Genomic DNA, 19728 nt, shown 5'->3' on the forward strand with positions numbered 1-19728 from the left:
GCGAATTCGGGCCGGGCCTGGACGTCTCGACCGTAGCGCCGGCATACGACAATTCGCCGTGGCGCGCTCGTCCCGTGCCCGCTGAGCTACCCGTGTACCGACCGAGCCAGAACCTCAGGGCACGTAGCGGCGCAGGCGCCTGGCGGCGAACTCGCGGAAGTAGGCGAGCTTTTCGGCGGGCACGATCGAGGGCAGCAGGAAGTACCAGACGCGCTCCATGCGGGTCGCCATCTGGTCGATCGACTCGGTGCCGACGGCGATGATGTGCACGCCCGCGGTCATCTCCTGCAGCAGCATGCCGATCACCTCGGCGTCGAGCTCCGGCTGCAAATCGCCCTGGGCGATGGCTCTTTCGGAGAGGACGCGGTAGGTGTCGCCCCAGGTCTTGGCGATGTTGTCGCCCTGGGCGCCGCGGTAGTCGCCGATCTGATGGGTCAGCTTGAGCATCGCGCCGACCATCGGATCGTTCATGGACAGATCGGCGACCACGTAGGTGATCCCGATGCACGCCTCCAGCGCGGGCACCCGGGGATCGAAGAAGCCCTGGCACGAGCTGACCAGGCGCTCGTTGCCCTGATCGACCACCGCGCGCGCCAGCTCTTCCTTCGAGCCGAAGTGAAAGTACAAGGCGCCCTTGGTCACATTGGACTGCGCGATGATCTCGCTCAGACTCGCGTTCGCGTAACCCAAGCGCAGAAAGACATCGGCAGCGCCCGCAAGAACGGAGTCGCGGGTGATCTCCGCGCGCGCTTGCCTAGCCATCAGATCCGCCTGTCATCCTAAAAACCAGCCATCCTGAAGTAGACCGACATCACGAAGTAGACCGACTTACCGCCCGAACAGCACCCAAAGGATGGGTGAACCGTACCACCAGGTGCCCGCCCGGCAGCCAATTCGAGCATTCGACCGGACTCACTGCGCAATTCGCTGGTTAACAACCCGAATCACTCCCCGGTACCGGCGCGCCACTCCGAGCTGAGTTGCGGGTCGGCCTCGAGATGACTCAGCCCGTTCCAGCACAGGTTTACCAAATGCGCGGCGACAACCTCTTTCGAGGGCTTGCGCTCGTCCAGCCACCAGGTCGCCGCGGTGGCCACCTGTCCGACCAGCGCCTGGGCATAGAGGGTGGCCAGGCTGGTGTCGAAACCACGGCGCTCGAAATCCCCGGCGAGGATGTGCGCCACCTGGTTCACCGCCTCGTTGAGCAGGCTCGAGTAGCGGCCCTCGGTGTTGCCCGCGGGCTGATCGCGCACCAGGATCCGGAAGCCGTCGGTGCGTTCCTCGATGTAGGTCAGCAGCGCGAGCGCGACCTGTTCGAGGCGGACCCGCGAACGATTCTGCGTGAGCGAGGACACGATCATGTCCAGCAGCATGGACATCTCACGATCCACGACGACCGCGTACAACCCCTCTTTACCGCCGAAGTGTTCGTACACCACGGGTTTGGAGACCTGCGCGCGCTGCGCGATCTCCTCGATCGACGTTGCGTCGTACCCGCGTTCGGCGAACAGCGCGCGACCGATCTCGATCAGTTGCTGCCGCCGCTGGGTGCCAGTCATCCGCGGACGCGGCGCTCGCTGCGTCTCGCTCCCCGACATCGCCACTCCGCCTCCCTTCGCCTCCGCACATCCGGTGCCCTAACTGTTCCAGACAGCTCGGTGATTCGCCCGCGCTCCCCCGCAACCGCGCGTTTTCCGTGCCGACATGTCGGTGCCCGCCCGCACGGGCCGCGCCCGAATACGCCTGGTGGGTAACCTTGATTTCGAGGACGTCCTCGGTCGCGCCGGATGATCTTCGCGGGCCCGCGGCGTCTCCGTCGAACTCGGCATTCGCCGAGATGCGCAACAATATGCGAGGATCTTCCTCGTGCCGTGGTACAGCGGTGGGTGTTTCCCGATCCGCCGATGTGACAATCCGCCGTGGTGTAATGGCAGCACCTCTGATTTTGGTTCAGATAGTTCAGGTTCGAGTCCTGGCGGCGGAGCTCGGCAAGCACGATGACTATCGTTGGCCCGCACGATGAGCACGTGGCCCGCCACGATGAGCAGAGCCCAGCACGATGACAGGCAGCCGAGGGAGATCCATGCCACAGCAGACCGCCGTCGTCGTTCTCGCAGCCGGTGCCGGGACACGAATGCGGTCGAAGACCCCCAAGGTGCTGCATTCACTGGCCGGTCGAAGCATGCTGGCGCACGCGCTGCATGCGGCGAACGAGATCGACCCCGCATACCTGATCACCGTGGTCGGCCACGACCGGGAACAGGTCGGCGCCGCGGTGACCGCGGTCGCCAACGATCTCGGTCGCGAGATCACCCCCGCTATCCAAGAGGAGCAGCTCGGTACCGGGCACGCGGTGCAGTGCGCGTTGGCCGCGCTGCCCGTCGGCTTCACCGGCGACCTGCTCGTCACCTCGGCCGACGTGCCGCTGCTCGACGGGCACACGCTGTCCGCGCTGCTCGACGAGCACCGCAGCTATGCCGAACGTTCCGCGGTCACGGTGCTGACCTTCGTGCCCGACGATGCGAACGGCTACGGCCGCATCGTGCGCGACGCCGACGGCCAGGTGGTCGAGATCGTCGAGCACGCCGACGCCACCCCCGAGCAGGCCGCGATCACCGAGGTCAACTCGGGCGTCTACGCGTTCGACGCGGCCGTGCTGCGGACCATGATCAGCCGGTTGTCCACCGCGAACGCCCAGCACGAGCTCTACCTGACCGACGTGCTGCGGCTGGCCCGCGAGGCCGGGCATCCGGTGCACGGCGCCCGCCTGGTCGACGCCGCCAAGGTGACCGGCGTCAACGACCGGGTTCAGCTGGCGGGCGCGACCAGCACGCTCAACCGCTACATCCTGGAACGGCACATGCGCGCCGGCGTCACCATCGTCGATCCCAATTCGACGTGGGTGGACGCGAATGTGCGGATCGGCCGCGATGCCATCCTGCGGCCCGGCGTTCAGCTGCTCGGTGACACCGTGATCGGCGAGGACGCCGAGATCGGCCCGGACAGCACCCTCACCGATGTCGTGGTCGGCGACGGCGCAAGGGTCGTGCGCACGCACGGCGAGGGCGCGATGATCGGTCCCGGCGCGGCCATCGGCCCGTTCAGCTACCTGCGGCCGGGCACGGTGGTCGGCAACGCGGGCAAGCTCGGCGCGTTCGTGGAGACCAAGAACGCCTCGATCGGCGCGCACTCGAAGGTGCCGCATCTGACCTACGTCGGGGACGCCACCATCGGCGAACACAGCAACATCGGCGCGTCCAGCGTGTTCGTGAACTACGACGGAGTGAGCAAGCACCACACCACGGTCGGGTCGCATGTGCGAACGGGAAGTGACACGATGTTCGTCGCCCCGGTAACGGTGGGTGACGGGGCGTATACGGCGGCGGGTACTGTACTGCGCAGAAGCGTTCCGCCCGGCGCACTCGCGATATCCGGCGGGCCGCAGAAGAACATCGAGGGCTGGGTGCAGAGGCACCGTCCCGGGACGGCCGCGGCGCGCGCGGCGGCAGAAGCCAACGCCGCCAAAGAGAACTCCGGTCAGGCAATCGAGCAAAAGGATGGCAAACAGCAGTGACCGCGTCATGGATCGACAACCAGAAGAACCTGATGCTCTTCTCGGGACGCGCTCATCCTGAGCTGGCCGAACAGGTCGCCAAGGAACTCGACGTCCACGTCACCCCGCAGACCGCCCGCGACTTCGCCAACGGCGAGATCTTCGTTCGTTTCGAGGAGTCGGTCCGCGGCTCCGACGCGTTCGTGCTGCAGAGCTTCCCCGCGCCGCTCAACCAGTGGCTGATGGAACAGCTCATCATGATCGACGCGCTCAAGCGCGGTTCGGCCAAGCGGATCACCGCGGTGCTGCCGTTCTACCCGTACGCCCGCCAGGACAAGAAGCACCGCGGCCGCGAGCCGATCTCGGCGCGCCTGGTCGCCGACCTGCTCAAAACCGCGGGCGCGGATCGCATCATCACCGTCGACCTGCACACCGACCAGATCCAGGGCTTCTTCGACGGCCCCGTCGATCACATGCACGCGCAGCTGCAGCTCGCCGAGTACGTGCGCACCAACTACTCGCTCGACAACATCACCGTGGTCTCGCCCGACTCCGGTCGCGTGCGCGTCGCGGAGAAGTGGGCCGACTCGCTCGGCGGCTCGCCGCTGGCGTTCATCCACAAGACCCGCGACCCGCTGGTGCCGAACCAGGTGAAGTCGAACCGGGTGGTCGGCGAGGTCGAGGGCCGCACCTGCATCCTGATCGACGACATGATCGACACCGGTGGCACCATCGCAGGCGCGGTCAAGGTGCTCAAGGACGCGGGCGCCGGTGACGTGGTCATCGCCGCGACGCACGGCGTGCTGAGCGACCCGGCCGCCGAGCGCCTCGCCGCCTGCGGCGCCAAGGAGGTCGTGGTCACCAATACGCTGCCGATCACCGAAGAGAAGAAGTTCCCGCAGCTGACCGTGCTCTCGATCGCCCCGCTGCTGGCTCGCACCATCCGCGAGGTCTTCGAGAACGGCTCGGTCACCGGCCTTTTCAACGGCAACGCGTAAGTAGCTCGCCGCGCACTCGAACGGTGCGCGACACAGGCCATGAGGTGGCCCCGGACGAAGTCTCCGGGGCCACCTTTTTGTGCTCCAGGCTCCGGCGGCCACACCGATCCGCGAGGATACTGAGTGGTATGGACCGTGAACCGTTGCATACCGACATGGGTGACGACGACCAGGCCGACGAGATCCGCGAATACACCCGCAACGTCGAGGATCCGCCGGCCGACCTGCGGATTCGTTACCGAGAGAACGACGACGACGGCAGGCTCGGCATCGGCGACGAGCTCGGCCAGGAGTGGACCGCGCGCGGGCAGCGCGCCGCGGACGACGCGGACGACGACCGGCCCGCGGAGGTGGCCGCGATCGAGATCGTGGCCGACGACGAGCTCTGATCGGTGGCGCACCGGGCGGCGCGCCGGGACCGCTCGGCGCAATCGGGTATGACCGCTCGCCGGTCGTGGTACGCATAACGGGAGTATTCGGACCCAATCCGTCCGCTGTCCGCGCGTAGCCGCAGCGAAGACGACCACACGCGAGGGTGGGCGATCGGACGTACGAGGAGGGCGCGATGAGCACGCCAGACGATCCGAAACCGACCGGCGCCGGCGCGGAACCAGCCGATGCACCCTCCGACGCGCCACCGAGCGCGCCGGGACCGGACCCGACCGATGCCGCCCCGCCGCCGTCGTTGTCGAAAGATGTTGGCGCGGCCGATCCTTCGAGCCAGCCGTACACCCCGCCACCCGCGCAGACCGGTGAATGGTGGCAACCGACCGACGCGCCCGCGGGCCCGTTGGGCGGGCAGCCCCGTGGGCCGGGGCCGAGCGATCAGGCCGTGTGGGGGCAGCCGTCCCGGGGCGGCGATCCAGCGGGCAGTCCCGCGCCCTCCGGCGGGCAGCCGTCCTGGGGCACGACACCCGGCCCGTCGAGCGAGCAGCAGTGGGGTGCGCAACAGCCGTATCCGGCGTATCCGAGCAGTGGGCAACCCCAGGACGCGACGGATGGTCCACCGCAGTACCCGCAGGGCGGCATCTACAACTACCCGCCGCCCGGTGGACCACAGCCCGGCGGCTACCCGCAGCAGGCCTACCAGCCCTACGGCACCCCGCCGCCGTCCGGGTCGCAGGTGTACTCCATCGTCGGGCTGGTCTGCGCCGTCATCTCGGTGTTGTTCTGCCCCATCCTGTTCGGGCCCGCGGGCATCATCCTCGGCATCGTCGGTCACACGAAGGGCGAACCGCTCGGCAAATGGGCCGCGATCGCCGCGGGTGCCGGCATGGTCATCGGCCTGCTGGTGGGGTTCCTCGTCTTCAACGGAGACCTCACCACGTAAATTGCTCGGTATGAGCGAGGCGCAGTCGTGAGTGGGTTCAGCGGATTCCCGCTGGCGGGCTTGGACTTCTACGAGGACCTGGAGGCCGACAATTCCAAGGCCTTCTGGAACACGCACAAGGAGGTCTACGAGACCGCGGTGAAGGCGCCGATGCTGGCGCTGACCGCCGAGCTGGAGCCGGATTTCGGTGCGGCCAAGATCTTCCGGCCGTACCGGGACGTGCGCTTCGCCAAGGACAAGTCGCCGTACAAGAACCACCAGGGCGCGTATGTGTCCGTCGCGCCGAGCACCGGCTGGTACGTGCAGATCGGCGCGGCGGGGCTGTACGTCGCGGGCGGCTTCTACGGCGGCTCCGCCGAACAGCTCGCCCAGCTGCGCACCACCATCGATCACGAGGTCCGCGGCCCGGAGCTGGAGAAGATCCTGGCGAAGCTGAAGAAGACCGGTTTCGCGATCGGCGGCGAGCAGCTCAAGACCAAGCCCAAGGGCTACGACGCCGACCATCCCCGCATCGGCCTGCTCCGGCACAAAGCGCTGATCTGCCAGAAGGAATTCGGCGCGCCGCCGTGGCTGGACCAACCGCGCGCGGCCAAGGAGATCCGCACCGCCTGGACGGCGATGCGGCCCCTGGTCGATTGGCTCGGCGCGGTGGTGTCCGGCGCGACTACCCGGTCGCCGCTGCTGTCCTGATCACGCGCGGGCCGATCACGCGCGGGCCGCGAGGAAGAGCGCGAAGCGATCGTCCTGGTCGGTCCACACCTGTTCGGTGCGGAAACCGGCGCGATCCAGTTCCGCGGTGAGCCCGTCGATACGGAACTTCGCCGAGATCTCGGTCCGCAGCTGCTCGCCCGCGGCGAACCGCACGGTGAGATCCAGGTCGCGGACCGTGACCGTCATGTCCTCGGTCGCGGTCAACCGCATTTCGATCCACCCCCGCTCGGCGTCCCACAGTGCGACGTGCTCGAACTTGTCCGGCGCGAAGTCGGCGCCGAGGCGGGCGTTCAAGACGTGCAACACATTTCGATTGAACTCGGCGGTGACCCCGGCCGCGTCGTCGTAGGCGGGCACCAGCACGGCAGGATCGATGACCAGCCCCGCGCCGAGCAGCAGCTGCTCCCCCGGCTCGAGCACCTCGTAGATGCCTGCCAGGAATTCGGCCCGCTCGGCCGGGACCAGGTTGCCGATCGTGCCGCCGAGGAAGGCGATCATCCGGCGGCCGCCGCCCGGCAGGTTGTGCAGGGTGTCGGTGAAATCGCTGACCACACCGTGCACCGCGAGGCCGGGGAACTCCGCCGCGATCTCATCGGCGGCGGCGCGCAGCGCGGCGGACGAGACATCCTGGGGCACATAAGTTTTCAGTGGCCCCCCGGCGGTCAACGCCGACAGCAGCAGTCGCGTCTTGGCGGCCGAGCCCGCGCCCAGTTCGACGAGCACCTCGGCCTGCGCCAGCCTGGCGATCTCGCCGACCACCCGTTCCAGCAGCGCGCGCTCGGTCCGGGTCGGGTAGTACTCCGGCAGCTCGGTGATCCGCTCGAACAGTTCGCTGCCGCGCGCGTCATAGAACCACTTGGGCGGCAACCACTTCGGGTCGGCGGTGAGACCGAGCCGGGCATCGGTGCGCAGTGCCGTGGTGAGGTCGTCGTCGGATAGGTGGATCTCCAGCGTGGGTGCGGTCATCGCGAAAGGCCTTTCGTGCCGTCGGGCATGGAGGTGATGGACAGGTGGCCCGGGCGCGCGGTCACCAGGCTGCGGTCGGGGATCGATTGCCAGTTCGGGTCGTCGTCGTAGGGTTCGGAGGACAGCACCGCCGCGGTGTCGGTCACCAGGGCGGACAGGGAGTGGTAAACCGTGCTGGCCCACAGCGTCTCGCCGTCGCAGAGCAGCAGGTTGAGCCGGGCGTCCGGCGCGTGCCGCAGGACCGCGGCCACCAGCAGGCCGAGCGCCGCCGCCGGTGTCTCGACGAAGCCGCCGGGCTGTGCCCCGGCGAGCAACTGCCGCATCAACACCCAGAGCGTCGCCGCGTCGGTGGGCGCCTCCGCGTCGAGCAGCTGGGCGGTCTCGAGCAGCCGCGTCGCGCCGAATCGGGTAGCGGCGACGTCCAGATCCGAGGATGCCGCGGTGAGTACGCGCCGCCAGTCCGCCACCTTGCCGTTGTGGCTGAACGCCCAGCGCTCCGCGGTGAACGGCGCGCAGGCCGCCCGCTCGATCGGCATGCCGACCGTCGCGGACCGGATCGCGCCGAGGACCGCGGTCGAACGCAGCTGCGGCAGTACCTCTTCCACCGCGGGGTCGGTCCAGATCGGCGCGGCATTGCGATATCGGCTGACGATCGGTTCGGCGCCGCCCGCCCCGGTCGCCGCGGAGCGCCACCACGCGACGCCGAAGCCGTCGGCGTTGATCGTGCCGCCGCCGCGCATGTCCCGGGGCGCCCACGCCTGTGTCCGTAGGGAATGGCTACCGCGCGTGAGCATTTCGCCGACACCGACGGCGGGACCGAGGTACCCGAGGTGCCTGCACATCAGCGGCGCCTCCTGGCGCGCGTTGACACGGTTTGCTCACTCACACGCACCCTCCCCTTCGCGCAGATCGCGGGCCAGCCGGAAGCCGGAGAAGATCTGCCGCCGGATCGGATGATCCCAGTTGCGGAAGGTGCTGCGGCAGGCCACCGGGTCGGTGCCGAAGGAACCACCGCGCAGCACGCGGTAGTCGCCACCGAAGAAGACCTCGGAGTACTCCCGGTAGGGGAACGCACGGAACCCCGGGTAGGGATCGAAGCCGGAGGACGTCCACTCCCAGACATCGCCGATCAGCTGGTGCACGCCCGCCGGCGTCGCGCCCGCCGGATAGGCGCCGACATCGGCCGGTTCCAGGTGGCGCTGACCGAGATTCGCGGTGTGCTCGTCGGGTTCGGTGTCGCCCCAGGGGAATCGGCGCTCGGTCGCGGTGGCCGGGTCGTAGCGCGCGGCCTTCTCCCATTCGGCCTCGGTCGGCAGGCGCTTGCCCGCCCAGTTCGCGTACGCCTCGGCCTCGAACCAGCAGACGTGCACCACCGGCTGATGCGGGCGCAGCGGCGTCATCACGCCGAACACCCGCCGCCACCAGTGCCCGGCCGGGTCGCGCTCCCAGAACCGCGGCGCGGACAGCTGAGCCTCCTGCCGGTGCGCCCAGCCCCGCTCGGACCAGAGCTCGGGCCGGTCGTAGCCGCCGTCGTCGAGGAAGGCCAGGTACTGCTCGTTGGTCACCGGTGCCGCGTCGATCGCGAAGCCGGGCAGCCGGACGCGATGCGCGGGACGCTCGTTGTCCAGCGCCCACGGGTCGGTGTCGGTGCCCATGGTGAATTCGCCCGCGGCCACGATGATCTCACCGCCGACCGGGGCGGCGACGGTCGGCACCGCGCGCGCCCGCAGCACCGGCGCTCCGGCGCGCAGCTGGTGGGTGGCCAGCATGGTCTCGTCGTGCTGCTGCTCGTGCTGGGCGATCATGCCGAACGCGAAGCCGCCGTCGACCAGCGGCGAGCCGCGTAAATCGCTGCTGTCCAACACATCCCACACCTTGTCGCGCACGGTGCCGACATAGTCGCGGGCCTCGGACGGATCGAGCAGCGGCAACGCGGGACGGGTCGCCCTGGCATGTTTGAACGCGTCGTAGAGCTCGTCGATATCGGAGCGGACGGCCTCGCGCCCGCCCACGTCACGGACCAGCCACAGTTCTTCCTGGTTGCCGATGTGCGCGAGGTCCCACACCAGCGGGCTCATCAGCCGCGAATGCTGCGCTACCAGCTCGGCTTCGTCGATGCAGTCGGTCAGGGTCAGGGTGCGGCGGCGGGCGCGAGCGAGCACATCGGCGATGCGGTCGCGTAGTCGCTCGGTGCCGGAGTTGTCGGCGAAGGGGAGGTAATGCACGGTCACGGTAGGTCTCCGGGGTTGGTTGCGGTCGGCGCCGGGCCGGGCGCGCGGCAGCCGGACGCGGGCCCGCGTGTATGCGCGCGGGCCCGCTCGGGTCGGGAGTGGGGTACGTGGTGCCGGTGGCCGGACGGCTCCGGGCCGCCCGCTGGGTCACCGTGTCGCGGACACGTCCGGATCACCGAGGTGCTCCTCGACCGCCTACCTCTGTGCGAACCGCGGCGTCCGCGGCGGTGGGTGGGCGGCCGCTACGACATCGTTCGGCGGCGAGTTCGATCACGCGGGCGGCCTCGGCGTCGCGCGCGTGCGCGGCGGCGAGGCCGAGCAGTTCGACCGCCACCGACCGAATATCGGTGTCCGCCAAGCCATATCGGGCGGCGTCGAGCCAGTGCCCGGCCAGTGGCGCGGCGACCGCGGTCGCCGCCGCCACCACGGACTCGGCCGACATCAGCGCGTCGAGCACGTGGATCGGCACCGCCCAGCCCTCGCCGGGCTGCGCGTCGAGGTAGCGGACCTCCAGATAGCCGGAGGCACGGACCGGTGGGAACAGGGTGGTGAGGTGATAGTCGAGATCGTTGCGGTCGGGCCTGCGGCCCACCTCGTCGTCCAACGCGCCGGAGAGCCAGTCGGCGAAGGTCGCGCCTGGCGGCGGCAACCATCCGGTATCGGCACGATGGCCGTTGGCCGCTGGCGCGTCGTCATCGGGTCTTCGCACACACAGCAGCGGCACGTCGAGCGCCCATCGGCTGTAGCCGCGGATCGGGTCGGCCCAGTCCATCAGCGGGGGCCGGGTCCTGGTGTTGTCCAGGCGCAGCCACGCCCGCATGCGCTGCGAGGCCCACGCGCCCGCCGGAGCGCCGTGCAACGTCGGCGAGCAGGCGAAGGCGGCGAGCAGGGCGGGGCCGATGGCGTAGAGGGCGGTCCAGCGCGCGGTGATCTCAGCGCGATCGGCGCCCGCGTCCACGGCGACCTGGGTCGCCGCGGTATTGCACATCATGAGTTTGCCGTAGGGCCCGATCCCGCCGAAGGTCTGCTCCATGGCGCGATAGCGCGGCAGCTGTAGCAGGCGTTTGGGTCTGCGGTGCGCGTCGGCGGCGGCGGAAACGGTCCGGATGGACCGGGATTCGAGAAGTTCCCGCAAGCGGCGGGCATCGTCGCGGAGCGAAAGACACAGCTGCGCGGCATCAGCGAACGGTGCGCTGGATAATTCGATCTGACCACCGGGTTCGATGGTGACCCGGCTGCCCCCCGGCAACGCCAGAGCGGGTGAATCGGGGGCGATGGACCGTGGTGCGTGCGGTCCGAGGGCATCCGCGAGAGCAGTCAGCGGCGGACGCGGGGCGGCCGAGCGGCCTGACGTCGAACACCCACCCTGCACGGTGAGCCATTCCAGTTCGGCGCCGATCAGCGTAGGTGGTCCCTGCTTGAAGCAGACACCGCCGATATACGCCTCCGCGGCGGCGCGCGAATTGAGCTCCGGATTGTGGTTTACGCGGCTGACCAGCTCCGAGTGTTCCAGCGTGACCGCCATACCAACCTCCACTATGGGTCCGAAAGCTGTGGTTTCGTGTCCGCCGTGATTCCGTTATCGCGACGTTGTGGTGTCGTGCCCCGCGCGTTGCGATCTCTCCAGAGTAGCGAGGGGCACCGACAAGAATCTGACGGAAATCTGAATACGGTGCCCACCAGAGCGGCCGCGCACGCGCACTACTGTCGCAAGCATGCTGGATAACGCACGCGTCCGAGCCGATACTCCCGGCTGCGCCGACGGCGCCGAGCCGGGTCAGGTCTTTCTCGACAGCGCCGGGTCCTCGCTGCCGCCGCGGGTCGTCCTGGACACCGTGATCGCCCACCTGCGGCGCGAGTCCGAGATCGGCGGCTATCGCGCGGCGAACGAACGGCTCGACGATCTCGCCGACGTGAAGACCGCGATCGGCGCGCTCATCAACGCCGCACCGGACAGTATCGCGCTGAGCGACAGCGCAACTCGGTCCTGGGCCGACTTCTTCTACTCGATCCCGCTGGCCGCGGGCGACCGCATCCTGATCTCCGAGGCCGACTACGCGAGCAATGCCATCGCGGCCCTGCAGCGCGCCCGCGCGACCGGCGCCACGGTCGAGCGGATTCCGAGCGATCACACCGGACAGATCGATCTCGACGCGTTGAGCGCGCTGGTGGACGAACGGGTCCGGCTGGTCTCGCTGCTGCATGTGCCGACCAACGGCGGCCTGGTCAACCCGGCCGCCGAGGCCACCAGGATCGCGCGTTCGGTGGGTGCGCTGGTGCTGCTGGACGCCTGCCAGTCGACCGGGCAGCTGCCGATCGACGTCGCCGAGCTGGACGTCGACGCGCTCTCGGCCACCGGGCGCAAGTGGCTGCGCGGGCCGCGCGGGACCGGATTCCTTTATGTCCGACCGGAATTGGCGACATCCATGGAGCCACAGCGACTCGATCTGCACAGCGCCGAATGGACCGGGCCCACCGAATACCGGCTCGCGCCCGACGCGAGCCGCTTCGAGTTCTGGGAGTGCGATGTCGCCGGGCGGCTCGGCCTCGGCGCCGCCGTGCGCTACCTGCTCGAGCTCGGCCCCGAGAACGTGTACGCGGCCATCGCCGAGCGCTCGGCGTATCTGCGCAAGGCGCTACCGGAGATCACCGGAGTCACGGTGCGCGACATCGGTATTCGGCACAGCGGCACGGTGTCGTTCACCGTCGACGGGCGCGAGCCGATCGCCGTGCGCGACCGGCTCGCCGAGCGCGGCATCACCGTGACCGTCAGCCACGCCGGGTCGACGCTGCTGGACATGACCGCGCGCGGACTGAAATCCGTTGTCCGCGCATCTCCGCACTGCTTCGTCAGCTTCGCGGAGCTGGACCGGTTCGTCGCCGCGGTCGCCGAACTGTAGCCGGTGCTGCGGCGCGAGCCCGGCCACCGGGCTTGCGCCACAACGCCGTTCAGGCCAGATGCAGATCGAGGGCGCGTTCGACCAGTGCACGCACGTCGACCGTCGGACCGACCAGCGCCAGGCTGCGGTTGGCGCGCAGGGCGGCGATGCCGTGCAGGTTGGTCCACAGCGCGATCGCCCGCCGCGCCGGCTCGGCCCGATCGGGTGCGGCCGCGCCGACCAGCGCCTCGAACCGCGCGTACAGCGGCAGCGTGGTGCCGCGCAGGTTCTCCCCCGAGCCCTCGAGCAGGTCGTGCCGGAACATCAGGGTGAACATCTCCGGCCGCGCGCCGGCGAACTCGACATACTCGACGCTCATCCGCGCCAGCCGCTCGCGCGGCGGCGCCGCGGCCACGTCCACCGCCGCGAACCGGTCGATGAGATCGCCGAAGCCCCGCGCGGCGACGGCGGCCAGCAACGCGCGATGCGTCGGAAAGTGCCGCCGTGGCGCCCCGTGTGAGACACCGGCGGCGCGCGTGATCGCCCGGAGGCCCAATTGCGCCGCGCCCACCTCTTCGAGCAACTCGACGCCCGCGTCGACCAGGCGTTCGCGCAGCGGTTGCGTCTCGACCATGCAGACATTGTCTACCGAACCCATCAATTCTCCTCACGCCGGGTGTAGACACTGTCTACTATCGTGCGGTAGACAATGTCTACACATTCTTTCAGGAGGTCTACGTGTGGTACTGGCTCTTCAAATACGTGCTGCTCGGCCCCGTACTGCGGGTGCTGGGCAGGCCCGAAGTCGAAGGGCTTGACCAGGTTCCGCGCACCGGACCGGTGATCATCGCGGCCAACCACCTCGCGATGATCGACTCGCTGTATCTGGCTCTTGTCCTGCCCCGCCGCGCCACGTTCCTGGCCAAACAGGAGTACTTCACCGGCACCGGCCTGCGCGGACGCTTCCAGCGCTGGTTCTTCTCGGTGTCCGGGCAGGTGCCGGTGAACCGGACCGGCGGCAGCGCCGCGGCCGACGCACTGGCCGCCGCGACCCGGATCCTGGAATCCGGCGGCGTCTGGGCGATCCATCCCGAGGGGACCCGATCCCCGGACGGGCGGATCTACCGGGGGCGCACCGGAACCCTGCGCGTCGCGATGGCGACCGGAGCGCCGGTGATCCCGGTCGTGCTCAGCGGCACCGATCGGGTCAACCCCCGCGGCAAACGACTCCCCCGCTTCGCCAAGGTGCGCATCGGCTTCGGTGCGCCGCGCTACTACCTGCCCGCCGACCAGCAGCGCGCCGCCCGCACCGCCACCGACGAGCTGATGCGCGAGATCGCCGCGCGCTCCGGCAGGCACTACGTCGACCGGTACGCCGCGACCTTCCGCTGAGCTCGCGCGCCGACCCGCGACACTCCAGCAACCGCCGACACGCTGAAAAAGGGTTAACGCCACGCGGTAATGGCGGGATAGTTGAGTGCGGGCCGGCAGGCGGCCGGAGCCGGTGATGAGGGAGTAGACGTTGAGCAGGTTCACCGACGAGATGTATGCGACGGCGCAGGCGTCGAGCCGGGGGCTGGTGACCGGTGAACCGGACGCACCACTGCGCCGGAGCTGGGGTGAGATCCATCGGATCGCCAGGAGGATGGCGGGCGGCCTCGCGGCGGCGGGCATCGGGCACGGGGACGCCGTCGGCGTGCTCGCCGGCCTGCCGGTCGACATCGCGCCCGCCTGCCAGGCGATCTGGATGCGCGGCGCGTCCATCACCATGCTGCATCAGCCGACCCCGCGCACCGATCTGATGATCTGGGCCCGCGACACCGAGACCGTGCTGACCATGATCGAGGCGCGGGCGGTGGTGCTCGGCGCACCGTTCGAGGCGGCCGAGCCGCTGCTGCGCGAGCGCGGCATCACCGTGGTGCGCATCGACCAGCTGCACGAGGGCGCCGACACCGACCCGGTGCCGACCACCGAGGACGATATCGCGTTGCAGCAGTTGACCTCCGGTTCCACCGGATCGCCCAAGGCGGTGCGGATCACGCACGGCAACTTCTTCGTCAACGCCTACGCCATGTTCGACCGGGTGAAGTTCCAGCTCGACGACGATGTGATGATCAGCTGGCTGCCGCTGTTCCACGACATGGGCATGGTCGGATTCCTCAGCGTCCCTATGCAAATCGGCGCCGAGGTGGTCTGCGTGACCCCGATCGACTTCCTCAAGCGCCCGCTGCTGTGGGCGGAGCTAATCGCCAAGTACCGCGGAACAGTCACGGCCGCACCGAATTTCGCCTACTCACTGTTGGCGCGTCGACTCGAACAGGCCGACGACGGCGCGTTCGATCTGAGCAGTGTGCGCTACATGTGGAACGGGGCCGAGCCGGTCGACCCGGACACGATGGACGCCCTGGCCGCCTCCGGTAAACGCTTCGGGCTCAACCCGATGGCGCTCACCCCGGTGTACGGCATGGCGGAAACAACACTGGCCGTGTCGATTCCGGACCCCGGGCTGGGGCAGGTCGTCGACGTCATCGACGCCGATCTGCTGGAGGCGCTCGGCAAGGCCGTCCCGGTGGCCGACGAGCATTCCCATCACGGCAATGTGCGCCGACTGCCGACGCTGGGCTACCTGGTCGACCATCTGGAGGGCCGGGTGGTCGACGCGGAACGCCAGCCGCTGCCGTCACGTTCGGTCGGCGTGATCGAATTACGTGGCCCGGCAGTCACTTCCGGGTACGTCACGGTGAACGGATTCCAGCCCGCGCAGGACGACGCCGGTTGGCTCGACACCGGCGACATCGGCTATTTCACCGACGAGGGCCTGATCGTGGTGTGCGGCCGGATCAAGGACGTCGTCATCATGGGCGGGCGCAACATCTATCCCACCGATATCGAACGCGCCGCAACCCGGGTGGCGGGGGTCCGTCCCGGCAACGCGGTGGCGGTGCGGCTCGACGCCGGGCAGAAGCGGGAAAGCTTCGCCGTCGTGGTCGAGAGCAACGACTACCAGAACGCCGAAGAGGTCAAACGGATCGAACGCGAGATCGTGCACGCGGTGTTCTCCGAGGTCGGCGCCCGCCCGCGCACCGTCGCGGTGCTCGGCCCCGGCGCACTGCCGAAGACCTCGTCGGGCAAACTCCGGCGCGCCGCCACCGCCGTCCATCTGCGCTGAGGCGGCGAACAGCCGGCAAGTCGATCACGTCGGCGGCGCGGTGGACTCGCGCCGCCGATGCTCAGTGCACCCGGTTCTGCGCGGCTTCCAGCCCGACCCGCAGCAACAGCTCGACGGCGTCGGCGGCCTGCTCGACGATCACCGGAATCTCTTTGCGCTCGGCGGTCGCGAACGGCTTGAGCACGAAATCGGCGGGATCCTGGCGGCCCGGCGGGCGGCCGATGCCGATGCGGGTGCGCAGGTAGTCCTTGGTGGTCAGGGCGCTGGACACGGAGCGAAGGCCGTTGTGGCCGCCCTCGCCGCCCCCGCGCTTGAGCCGGATCTCGCCGAACGGGAGGTCGAGTTCGTCGTGCACGACGATCACCTCGGTGGGCGGCACGGAGAAGAACTTCGCCAGCGCCGCGACCGGCCGACCGGACAGGTTCATGAAGGTCCGCGGCTTGGCGATGAGCACCTGGCGGCCGTCGAGGCGGGCCTGCAGCAGGTCGGCGCCGGACTTCTTGTGCACCCCGAAACGGCCGCCGACGCGCTGCGCGAGCACGTCGGCGACCAGGAACCCCACGTTGTGCCGGGTGCGCTCGTAGTCGGCCCCTGGATTACCCAGTCCGACCACGAGCGCGGGCCCGGTCACGGATTCGGTCATCTACTGACCTGATTTCCCAGTACTTACTCGGCGCTCGCGGCTTCGCCTTCGGCGGCCTCGTCGCCTTCGGCGGCCTCGGCCTGCGGGGCGGCGATGACGTTCACGATGAGGGTCTCGGCGTCCACGTTCAGGGTGACGCCCTTGGGCAGGGTGAGCTCGCCCGCGTTGATCTGCGTGCCGGCCTCGACACCCTCGACCGAGACCTCGATGGACTCGGGGATGTTCAGCGCGTCGGCCTCGATGGAGATGGTGGTGGCGTCCTGGGTGACCAGGGTGCCCGCGGCGGCCTCGCCGGTGATGACGACGTTCACATCGGCGCTGACCTTCTCGCCCTTCTTGACGATGAGCAGGTCGGCGTGCTCGATGTAGCGGCGGATCGGGTGCACCACAACGGATTTGGTCAGCGCGAGTTGCTTCTTGCCGTCGATGACGAGGTTCAGCACCGCGTTGGTGCCGTGCTCGCGCAGGATCGCGGAGAAGGCCTGGGCGTTGACCGACAGGTGCTGCGGGTCGGCCTGGTGGCCGTACAGGACGGCGGGAACATTGCCGGCCCGGCGGGTACGGCGGGCGGCGCCCTTGCCGAACTCGGTGCGGACGGCGGCTTCGAGAAGGTTGGCGTCGGACATGACTGGATCTACTCCCTACGGCGGTTCCGGGCTGTCAACAGTGCGCCAGGGACTGTGTGCGCCCTGGCTCGATTGGTCTACTCGTCGGGGCAAGAGGATGCGAACGAGGACGGCCGGAAGCCGCGCCGCGTCGATCACGGTGAACGCAAAATCAGGTCTGCGGTCACCCTCGCCGAGACAACCCGAACACCATACCGCAAGGGTTGTACACACCAGGAATCGGGTGACCCCGCCGGTTGCGGGACGCGGGTCGAGTCGCGATCGGGCCGATCGCGTAGATTGGACCGGTTGCCGATCAGGTCGTCTGTGAAAGGTTGTTGCGTTGACCGCCTCCCCCGAGGGTCTGCCTGCCGAGGTTTCCCGACGGCGCACATTCGCGGTGATCTCCCACCCCGACGCCGGTAAGTCGACGCTCACCGAAGCGCTCGCGCTGCACGCCAGGATGATCTCCGAGGCGGGCGCGATCCACGGCAAGGCAGGCCGCCGCTCCACCGTCTCGGACTGGATGGAGATGGAGAAGGCGCGCGGCATCTCGGTCAGTTCGACCGCGCTGCAGTTCAACTATCGCGCCGAGGGCGCCGACGAGGACAGCGTGATCAACCTCGTCGACACCCCCGGCCACTCCGATTTCTCCGAGGACACCTACCGGGTGCTCACCGCCGTCGACGCCGCGGTGATGCTGATCGACGCCGCCAAGGGCTTGGAACCGCAGACGCTCAAGCTGTTCCAGGTGTGCAGGCACCGCGGCATCCCGGTCATCACCGTGATCAACAAGTGGGACCGGCCCGGCCAGGCGCCACTGGAACTGCTCGACGAGATCAGCGAACGGATCGGGCTCACCCCGACGCCCCTGTTCCTCCCGGTCGGCATCGCGGGCGACTTCCGCGGCCTGCTGCGCCGCGGCGCGGAGGGCGCTCCGCTCGAATACATCCACTTCACCCGCACCGCGGGTGGCGCGACCATCGCGCCGGAGGAGTCGCTGACCCCGGCCGAGGCCGAGGCGCGCGAGGGCGAGGCGTGGACCACTGCGGCCGAGGAGAGCGAGCTGCTCTCGGCCACCGGCCAGGACCACGATCAGGAACTGTTCCTGGCCGGCCAGACCTCCCCGGTCATCTACGCCTCGGCGATGCTGAATTTCGGTGTGCGCCAACTGCTGGAGACCCTGGTCGCGCTGGCGCCCGCGCCCGGCCCACGCGCCGATGTGCACGGCAAGGCCCGCGAGACCACCGAGCCGTTCAGCGCCGTCGTGTTCAAGGTGCAGGCGGGCATGGACGCCGCGCACCGCGACCGGCTCGCGTTCATGCGCATCGTCTCCGGCGAGTTCGAGCGCGGCATGGTCGTGACGCACGCGCAGACCGGCCGTCCGTTCGCCACCAAGTACGCGTTGACCGTGTTCGGCCGGGAACGCACCACGGTCGACACCGCCTACCCCGGCGACGTGGTCGGCCTGGTGAACGCGACCGCGCTGGCCCCGGGCCACACGCTGTTCGTGGACAAGAAGGTGGAGTTCCCGCCGATCCCGTCCTTCGCGCCGGAACACTTCGCGGTGCTGCGGGCCGAGAGCGCGGGCAAGTACAAGCAGTTCCGCAAGGCCATCGACCAGCTCGACTCCGAGGGCGTGGTGCAGGTGCTGCGCAACGATATTCGCGGCGACGCCGCGCCGGTGCTCGCCGCGGTCGGCCCGATGCAGTTCGAGGTGGTCACCGCGCGGATGACCACCGAGTTCAGTGTCGAGACCCGGATGGAGAACCTGCCATACACGCTGGCCCGGCGCACCGACGCCGCGTCGGCGGACGAACTCGACCGCCAGCGCGGGGTCGAGGTGTTCACCCGCAGCGACGGCGCGCTGCTCGCCCTGTTCAGCGACAAGTGGCGGCTGCAGTACATCGAGAAGGAATTCCCGAGCCTGACCCTCGAGCCCCTGGTCGCGACCGCGGACTGAGTTCTCGCCCGCCGCCGGGCCTCAGCCCGCTTCCGGCTCCGACGTGGCGCCGGGGTCGCGCTCGACCGAGGAGATGACGCCCTCTTCGCGCGAGATGAGACCCCATCTGCTCGAGGTGAGCCGCAGGCTCGGCAGATCGCTCAGCGACAGCACCACCTCGTAGGTGCGCTCGTACCCGGTGTGCGAGATGCGCCAGTGGCCGTCGGCGCAGCGCACGTATTCATCGGAGTAGAACGCCGCACCGCGCAGCAGCATGTTGTGGCCGGGGATGAGCACGGTGTCGGCCAGATACCAGGTCCCGGTGGCGGTGTCGCCCTCGACATCGATCTCGGGGTGATCGCAGCGATGCTCGGTGATCACGTGCGGGCCGAGGGTGTTGCGCATGAAGGCCAGAAACGCGTCACGCGACTCGAATTGCAGATACTCGCTGTAGGTGGCGGTCGCCTCGGGGATCATGGTGTCGGCGAACTCGTCCCAGGACTTGGTGTCCAGGGTGCGCAGATAGCGGAACTTCAATCTACTGATGGCGGCGACGTCGTCTCTTGCCGTACCGCCCGCTCCAGGGGCGCTCGGCTCCTGTCCGTCGGCGACACCCGCCCCCGGGTCGCCGCGGCCCTGCCCGTCGGTTCCCTGATCCATCCATCAACAATCCCATCCGAAGCCGCCGAGCTGCGCGAATT

General features: G+C 69.1%; 19 protein-coding genes and 1 tRNA gene. 10 read left to right on the plus strand and 10 right to left on the minus strand.

Going from position 1 to position 19728, the window contains the following annotated elements; all coding sequences use genetic code 11:
• Positions 1 to 114: 114 nt before the first annotated feature.
• Together F5X71_RS31235 and F5X71_RS31240 are read right to left on the minus strand one after the other, a co-directional pair.
• The gene (locus tag F5X71_RS31235) at positions 115 to 762 is read right to left on the minus strand and encodes a TetR/AcrR family transcriptional regulator (RefSeq protein ID WP_014988187.1); all 648 of its coding nucleotides are present in this window, start codon (positions 760 to 762) and stop codon (positions 115 to 117) included.
• A 182-nt stretch (positions 763 to 944) separates the two neighbouring features.
• On the minus strand, positions 945 to 1559 hold the full coding sequence (locus F5X71_RS31240) for a TetR/AcrR family transcriptional regulator (protein ID WP_174817170.1): 615 nt from the start codon (positions 1557 to 1559) through the stop codon (positions 945 to 947).
• 354 nt (positions 1560 to 1913) lie between these two features.
• Between F5X71_RS31240 and F5X71_RS31245 the strand changes: the two genes are divergently transcribed.
• The 6 genes from F5X71_RS31245 to F5X71_RS31270 all read left to right on the plus strand — a co-directional run bounded on the left by F5X71_RS31245 (position 1914) and on the right by F5X71_RS31270 (position 6571).
• Positions 1914 to 1984, plus strand: a tRNA-Gln gene (locus tag F5X71_RS31245).
• A gap of 99 nt (positions 1985 to 2083) precedes the next feature.
• The gene (gene glmU, locus F5X71_RS31250) at positions 2084 to 3574 is read left to right on the plus strand and encodes a bifunctional UDP-N-acetylglucosamine diphosphorylase/glucosamine-1-phosphate N-acetyltransferase GlmU (protein ID WP_167465224.1); all 1491 of its coding nucleotides are present in this window, start codon (positions 2084 to 2086) and stop codon (positions 3572 to 3574) included.
• Positions 3571 to 4551, plus strand: coding sequence for a ribose-phosphate diphosphokinase (locus tag F5X71_RS31255; protein WP_167465225.1), 981 nt, complete (start codon positions 3571 to 3573; stop codon positions 4549 to 4551). Before glmU ends, F5X71_RS31255 begins: the two co-directional genes overlap by 4 nt.
• A 128-nt stretch (positions 4552 to 4679) precedes the next feature.
• Positions 4680 to 4940 (plus strand): hypothetical protein, encoded by a 261-nt coding sequence (locus F5X71_RS31260; protein WP_167465226.1) that lies wholly within the window; start codon positions 4680 to 4682, stop codon positions 4938 to 4940.
• A 176-nt stretch (positions 4941 to 5116) separates the two neighbouring features.
• Positions 5117 to 5881, plus strand: coding sequence for a DUF4190 domain-containing protein (locus F5X71_RS31265; protein WP_167465227.1), 765 nt, complete (start codon positions 5117 to 5119; stop codon positions 5879 to 5881).
• A 27-nt stretch (positions 5882 to 5908) separates the two neighbouring features.
• Positions 5909 to 6571, plus strand: coding sequence for a DUF2461 domain-containing protein (locus F5X71_RS31270; RefSeq protein WP_167465228.1), 663 nt, complete (start codon positions 5909 to 5911; stop codon positions 6569 to 6571).
• Positions 6572 to 6586: 15 nt separating this feature from the next.
• Here F5X71_RS31270 and egtD read toward each other — a convergent pair whose 3' ends face one another.
• The 4 genes from egtD to egtA all read right to left on the minus strand — a co-directional run bounded on the left by egtD (position 6587) and on the right by egtA (position 11314).
• Positions 6587 to 7558: an L-histidine N(alpha)-methyltransferase gene (gene egtD / locus F5X71_RS31275; RefSeq protein ID WP_167465229.1), complete on the minus strand. Its 972-nt coding sequence runs from the start codon at positions 7556 to 7558 to the stop codon at positions 6587 to 6589.
• Complete coding sequence (egtC, locus tag F5X71_RS31280) at positions 7555 to 8400, minus strand: ergothioneine biosynthesis protein EgtC (protein ID WP_167465230.1); 846 nt, start codon at positions 8398 to 8400, stop codon at positions 7555 to 7557. The genes egtD and egtC overlap by 4 nt, the downstream gene beginning before the upstream one ends.
• A gap of 36 nt (positions 8401 to 8436) precedes the next feature.
• Entirely contained in the window at positions 8437 to 9789 is a 1353-nt protein-coding gene (gene egtB / locus F5X71_RS31285) for an ergothioneine biosynthesis protein EgtB (protein WP_167465231.1), read from the minus strand.
• 172 nt (positions 9790 to 9961) lie between these two features.
• The gene (egtA, locus tag F5X71_RS31290; RefSeq protein ID WP_167465232.1) at positions 9962 to 11314 is read right to left on the minus strand and encodes an ergothioneine biosynthesis glutamate--cysteine ligase EgtA; all 1353 of its coding nucleotides are present in this window, start codon (positions 11312 to 11314) and stop codon (positions 9962 to 9964) included.
• A 190-nt stretch (positions 11315 to 11504) separates the two neighbouring features.
• Here egtA and F5X71_RS31295 point away from each other — a divergent pair, with 190 nt between their 5' ends.
• Entirely contained in the window at positions 11505 to 12689 is a 1185-nt protein-coding gene (locus tag F5X71_RS31295) for an aminotransferase class V-fold PLP-dependent enzyme (RefSeq protein ID WP_167465233.1), read from the plus strand.
• Between the two features lie 49 nt (positions 12690 to 12738).
• On the opposite strand, the gene F5X71_RS31300 is transcribed toward F5X71_RS31295, so the two are convergent.
• The gene (locus tag F5X71_RS31300; RefSeq protein WP_238815570.1) at positions 12739 to 13326 is read right to left on the minus strand and encodes a TetR/AcrR family transcriptional regulator; all 588 of its coding nucleotides are present in this window, start codon (positions 13324 to 13326) and stop codon (positions 12739 to 12741) included.
• A gap of 80 nt (positions 13327 to 13406) precedes the next feature.
• Here F5X71_RS31300 and F5X71_RS31305 point away from each other — a divergent pair, with 80 nt between their 5' ends.
• A complete protein-coding gene (locus F5X71_RS31305; protein WP_167465234.1) occupies positions 13407 to 14060 on the plus strand; it encodes a lysophospholipid acyltransferase family protein in 654 nt (217 codons plus the stop codon).
• A gap of 130 nt (positions 14061 to 14190) precedes the next feature.
• Positions 14191 to 15837, plus strand: coding sequence for a fatty acyl-AMP ligase (locus F5X71_RS31310; protein WP_167465235.1), 1647 nt, complete (start codon positions 14191 to 14193; stop codon positions 15835 to 15837).
• Positions 15838 to 15898: 61 nt separating this feature from the next.
• Here the strand turns inward: F5X71_RS31310 and pth are convergent, their stop codons facing one another.
• Positions 15899 to 16480 carry an aminoacyl-tRNA hydrolase gene (pth, locus tag F5X71_RS31315; protein WP_167465236.1) on the minus strand — a complete coding sequence of 194 codons (582 nt, stop codon included), beginning with the start codon at positions 16478 to 16480 and terminating at the stop codon, positions 15899 to 15901.
• Between the two features lie 23 nt (positions 16481 to 16503).
• A complete protein-coding gene (locus tag F5X71_RS31320; protein WP_167465237.1) occupies positions 16504 to 17106 on the minus strand; it encodes a 50S ribosomal protein L25/general stress protein Ctc in 603 nt (200 codons plus the stop codon).
• A 322-nt stretch (positions 17107 to 17428) separates the two neighbouring features.
• Here F5X71_RS31320 and F5X71_RS31325 point away from each other — a divergent pair, with 322 nt between their 5' ends.
• Positions 17429 to 19048: a peptide chain release factor 3 gene (locus F5X71_RS31325; protein WP_167465238.1), complete on the plus strand. Its 1620-nt coding sequence runs from the start codon at positions 17429 to 17431 to the stop codon at positions 19046 to 19048.
• A gap of 21 nt (positions 19049 to 19069) precedes the next feature.
• On the opposite strand, the gene F5X71_RS31330 is transcribed toward F5X71_RS31325, so the two are convergent.
• Positions 19070 to 19687 carry a nuclear transport factor 2 family protein gene (locus tag F5X71_RS31330; RefSeq protein WP_238815571.1) on the minus strand — a complete coding sequence of 206 codons (618 nt, stop codon included), beginning with the start codon at positions 19685 to 19687 and terminating at the stop codon, positions 19070 to 19072.
• Between the last annotated feature and the right edge of the window lie 41 nt (positions 19688 to 19728).

Source organism: Nocardia brasiliensis (genome assembly GCF_011801125.1).
Lineage (GTDB): Bacteria > Actinomycetota > Actinomycetes > Mycobacteriales > Mycobacteriaceae > Nocardia > Nocardia brasiliensis_C.